Below are 4,167 nucleotides of genomic sequence, written 5' to 3'. Positions count from 1 at the left end.
CCTCTGCCCTGATGTCCCGCGTTTCTTCTTGGTGAAAATATCCTCGGGGGTGAATTGGCCGAAGGCCAAGAGGGGGCGGACAGCCCCCTTTCGACCGCGCGCCCCGCTCACAACCGCCAGGGCACGACCCCCGGCGGCAGATGCCGCCCCGCCCGGTCGAGCGCCCACATCAGACCCACCGTCGCCGCGACGGTGACACAGGACATCGCCGCGGCGAGCGTGGTGTAGCCGCCGTCCTCGTAGTTGAAGATCGTGGTGCCGATCGTCTCGTTGCCCGTGGACCAGAGCAGCGCCGAGACCGTCACCTCGTTGTAGGACGTCAGGAACACGAGGATCGCGCCCGAGGCCGCGGCGGGCGCGACCAGCGGCCCCATGATCCGCGCCATGCGCCGTCCGAAGCCCGCGCCGGCGACCCGTGCCGCGTCGTCGAGCGCCGCGTCGAGCTGGACGTAGGCCGCGGTCACGGGCTTCAGCGCGATCGACAGGAAGGCCGTGAGATAGGCGAGGAAGATGATCCAGAGGGTGTTGTAGAGCGACACGTCGAGAACCGGCAGGGGCCGGATGAAGGCGAGGATGAAGGCGATCGAGATGACGAGACCCGGGATCGCGTAGCTCACGTCGGCGAGCGCCGCCATCCCGCCCCCCACGCGCCGGCCGGCGCCGCCGCGCCGCGTCAGGAAATAGGCGATCGCCACCGAGACCGCGGCGAGTGCGACCGAGGCCGCGCCGGCCGTCAGGGTCGAGTTGGCGAAGGCGCGCAGCGTGGCCTGCTGGCGAAAGAGGATCTCGGCGAAGTTGCCGAAGGTCAGCGTCGCCGGGGTGAGCGGCAGGCCGTAGGTCGTGACCAGCGCCGTGGCGAGAAGCGCCGCCAGCGGCAGCACGAGCGTCGCCGCGACGTACAGGGCGAGCGCTCCCTCGGCGAGCGGTCGCGCCCGGCGCAGCTGTATCCGAAGGGGGGGCTGCGGCGGGCCGGTGACCTCGGTGCGCATCCGGCGCTGAAGCCACATCTGCAGGCCGATCGCGGCGACGGCGACCGCGGCCAGCAGGATCGAGATCACCGCCACATCGGTCAGCACGGTCGGCCCGAAGCTCGAGAGCCGCTGCCAGATGAGCACCGGCAGCGTCGTGTAGCGCGCCGGGATACCGAGGATCGCCTGAATGCCGAAGTTGCCGAGCGCCGAGACGAAGGCCAGCATCGCCGCCGCCACCAGCGTCGGGGCGATCAGCGGCAGCGTGATGCGCACCAGCAGGCGGAGGGGCCGCGCGCCGCCGATCCGCGCCGCCTCCACCATCTCGCGGGGCAGCGACCGGATCGCGGCCAGCACGACGAGCAGGACGAGCGGCGTGTGCTGCACCGTCAGAAGGAGCATGACGCCGAAGGGCGTGTAGAGCGGATGCGCGCTGCCCGGGTCGGGCGCGAGGCCGAGCCAGCCGAGCACCGGGCTCCCCGGCCCCAGCGCCTGAACCCAGGCGATCGCGGTGACCTGAGGCGGGATCATCATCGGCAGCAGCAGCAGGAAGACGAGCGGCCCTTTCGCCCGCACGTCCGTCAGCCCGAGGACGAGGGCCAGCGCGGTGCCGACGACGAGCGCGGCGAGCGCCGAGACGCCGGCCGATTCGAGGCTGTGCCAGGCCGCGCGGCGCACCGAGCGACTGTCCAGCGCCTCCAGAAGCGGGCCGAGCGACGGCACCCCGCCCTCGGTCAGCCCGACGCGGGCCAGAAGCCCGAGCGGCATGACGAAGAGGGCGAGCCCGAAGATCACCAGCGCGGCGAGGGCCAGTGCCTCGCCGCGCCCGCGGAGGAGAGTCGTCCGGTCAGCCACCGAAGATGTCGAGGAAGCGTTCCTTGTTCGCCTGATCGTTCTCCAGCGCCTCGGCGGGGTCGAACTCGATCAGCCCGATCTCGTCGCGCGCCGGGAAGCCCTCGGGCGGCGTGATGTCCGGGTGCGCGGGCAGATAGCCCTGGTCCGCGGCGAGCTGCTGGCCCTCGGGCGAGATCAGGAAGTCGATGAAGGCCCGCGCCGCGTCCGGGTTCCCGGCGGTCGAGAGGATCGCCGCCGGCTCGGTCACCGCCGAGACGCCCTCCTCGGGGAAGACGAACTCGACCGGTGCGCCGTCGAGCTTGTTGCGGATGGGCAGGAAGTCCACGACGAAGCCGTAGAGCTTCTCGCCGCCCGCGACGGCCTTGTAGGTGCCGCCGTTGCCGCCCTGCGGGTTGGCGCCGTGGTCAGCAAGTCCCTCGTAGAAGTCCCAGCCGAGATCCGGGTGCGCGGTGAGCGCGGCCATGTGGATCGTCGCCGCGCCCGAGGTCAGCGGCGAAGGCATGGCGATCTGGCCATCGGCCTCGGGCTTCAGGAGATCCGCGTAGGAGGACGGGATCATCTCGGCGGCCGTGTTGTAGACGATGCCGGTGGTGATGAGCTTCGTCGAGAAGTAGTGCCCTGCGTCGTCCATGATCGCCGGGTCGTAGGCCGCGGTGTCGGCCTCCGGGTAGGCCATCAGGCGGTCTTCCTGCGCGAGGCCCTCCATCGTCACCATGTCGGCGATCAGCAGCACGTCGGGCTGCGGGTTGCCGGCGGCGAACTCGGCGCGGAGCTTCGCCATCACCTTGGTGGTGCCGTCGCGGAACCACTCCACCTCGACGTCCGGGTGTTGCGCGGTGAAGGCGTCCACCGTCTGTTGCGCGTCGGCGTTGGGCTGCGACGTGTAGAGGACCAGCTTGCCCGAGACGTCCTCTGCCGCGAGCGGCGTGGCGAGGGCGGTGGCGAGCGCGCCGGCGAAGATCATGCGGGTCATGAAAGCATCCGTTCCTGTTGGGGATGGTACGGCCGTCCCGGCCGGGTGGATCGCGTTTAACAGTGCCATGTTGCGGTTTCTTGACAGACCTGCACGCCCCCGGGTGGCCGGCCCCGAAGGACCACGGCGCGCCCGCCAGAAGGAGCGCGGTCTAGGCGCCGCCCATGACCGGCACGGCGAGGGACAGCGGCCAGACCGTCGCGCCCTCAGGCGATGGCCGAGGCGTATCCCCGCCGCGCCGATCCGGATCAGCGCCGGCAACGCCAGCCAGCCGGGCAGCGTGACGGCCTCCGGCGACGGCGGCCCGGGTGCGATCCGGGCGATCGCGGCCATGCCGGCGAGCCAGCCGAGCGGGGCGAATGCCATCGCGAGATGCCCCTCCGCGAGCCGCGCGAAGGTCGACAGCGCGCAGGCGCCGTTCAGGGCCGCGCCCGTGCCGACCGGGAGCCTGCCCGCCCCGGCCATCCCGTCAAGGGGACAAGCCGAGAGCGCCGCCGCCCGGCCCGACAGCGCGGCGAGGGCGAGCAAGCGCGTCGTCCAGAGCGCTGCCGGGCGGGTGCGCCTTCTGGGGTGGCGCGGTTTCAGCGTCCCGGATTGCCGCCCGCGGGTCCAGCAGCGCGGGATCACGCAGCCTTGAGCGCGCCCCGCGCGGCGTGGGGACGGCGGGCATGCGATGTGATAGGCTCTCGCTCGGCATTTTCCGCAATCTCGGGGGCGGGATGGATCTCACCGCGACGGCCGGCCACCCGGCCGCAGACCTTCTGGCAGAGAACTTCGACCCCGCCGTGCTGATCGATCCGCGCAGCGGGCGCTTCGTGGCGGCGAACCCGGCCGCTTGCGAGATGCTGGGCTTTTCGGCCGAGGAGCTCGCGGCGATGACGCCGGCGGACATCCACCCGCACGAACTCGCCCGGCTGGAGGGGTTCATGGCCAATCTGCGCCGTGAGGGGCGCTGGAGCTCGGACGAGCTTTCCTGCCGTACGCGCGACGGTCGCACGGTGCCGGCGCTTCTGCGCGCGCGGGTGGTCGGCGGCGGCGGTGCTACCCCGGGCGGCGACGCGGTTCTCATCGTCATACGCGACCAGCGCGAGCGGCGGCTGGCCGAGCTCGGCTCGGCGGTGCGCCAACTCACCCACGACCTGAAGAACACGCTCGCGACCGCGCAGCTCATGTGCGACCGGCTGGGCACGCACGAGGACCCCCGGGTGCGGCTCAGTTCCGAGAGCATGGCCCGCGCGCTCGAGCGCGCCGTCGATCTCTGCCGCCAGACGGTGCAGGCCGGTCATGCCGCCGCGCCCGTGCCGACCGGGAGCGGTTCCTGCTCGCCGACGTGGTCGTGGAACTCGCCGCGACGGTGGTCGGCCCGGACGG

3 protein-coding genes are annotated in these 4,167 nt (G+C 72.1%); 1 reads left to right on the top strand and 2 read right to left on the bottom strand.

Features of this window, described 5'->3' with window-relative positions; all coding sequences use genetic code 11:
- Positions 1 to 107 precede the first annotated feature (107 nt).
- Both ACESL7_RS13630 and ACESL7_RS13625 read right to left on the bottom strand, forming a co-directional pair.
- Positions 108 to 1,823, bottom strand: a complete 1,716-nt coding sequence (locus tag ACESL7_RS13630) for an ABC transporter permease (protein WP_372893857.1) — start codon at positions 1,821 to 1,823, stop codon at positions 108 to 110.
- On the bottom strand, positions 1,816 to 2,796 hold the full coding sequence (locus tag ACESL7_RS13625) for an ABC transporter substrate-binding protein (protein ID WP_372893856.1): 981 nt from the start codon (positions 2,794 to 2,796) through the stop codon (positions 1,816 to 1,818). Before ACESL7_RS13625 ends, ACESL7_RS13630 begins: the two co-directional genes overlap by 8 nt.
- Before the next feature lie 668 nt (positions 2,797 to 3,464).
- Between ACESL7_RS13625 and ACESL7_RS13620 the strand changes: the two genes are divergently transcribed.
- Positions 3,465 to 4,167 (top strand): PAS domain S-box protein (locus ACESL7_RS13620; RefSeq protein ID WP_372893855.1); only part of this gene is annotated, 703 nt, incomplete at its 3' end.

Source organism: Rhodosalinus sp. (assembly GCF_041685465.1).
Lineage (GTDB): Bacteria > Pseudomonadota > Alphaproteobacteria > Rhodobacterales > Rhodobacteraceae > Rhodosalinus.
Note: the sequence above shows the minus strand (reverse complement) of the source record. Positions and strands in the feature narration are given on the sequence as shown.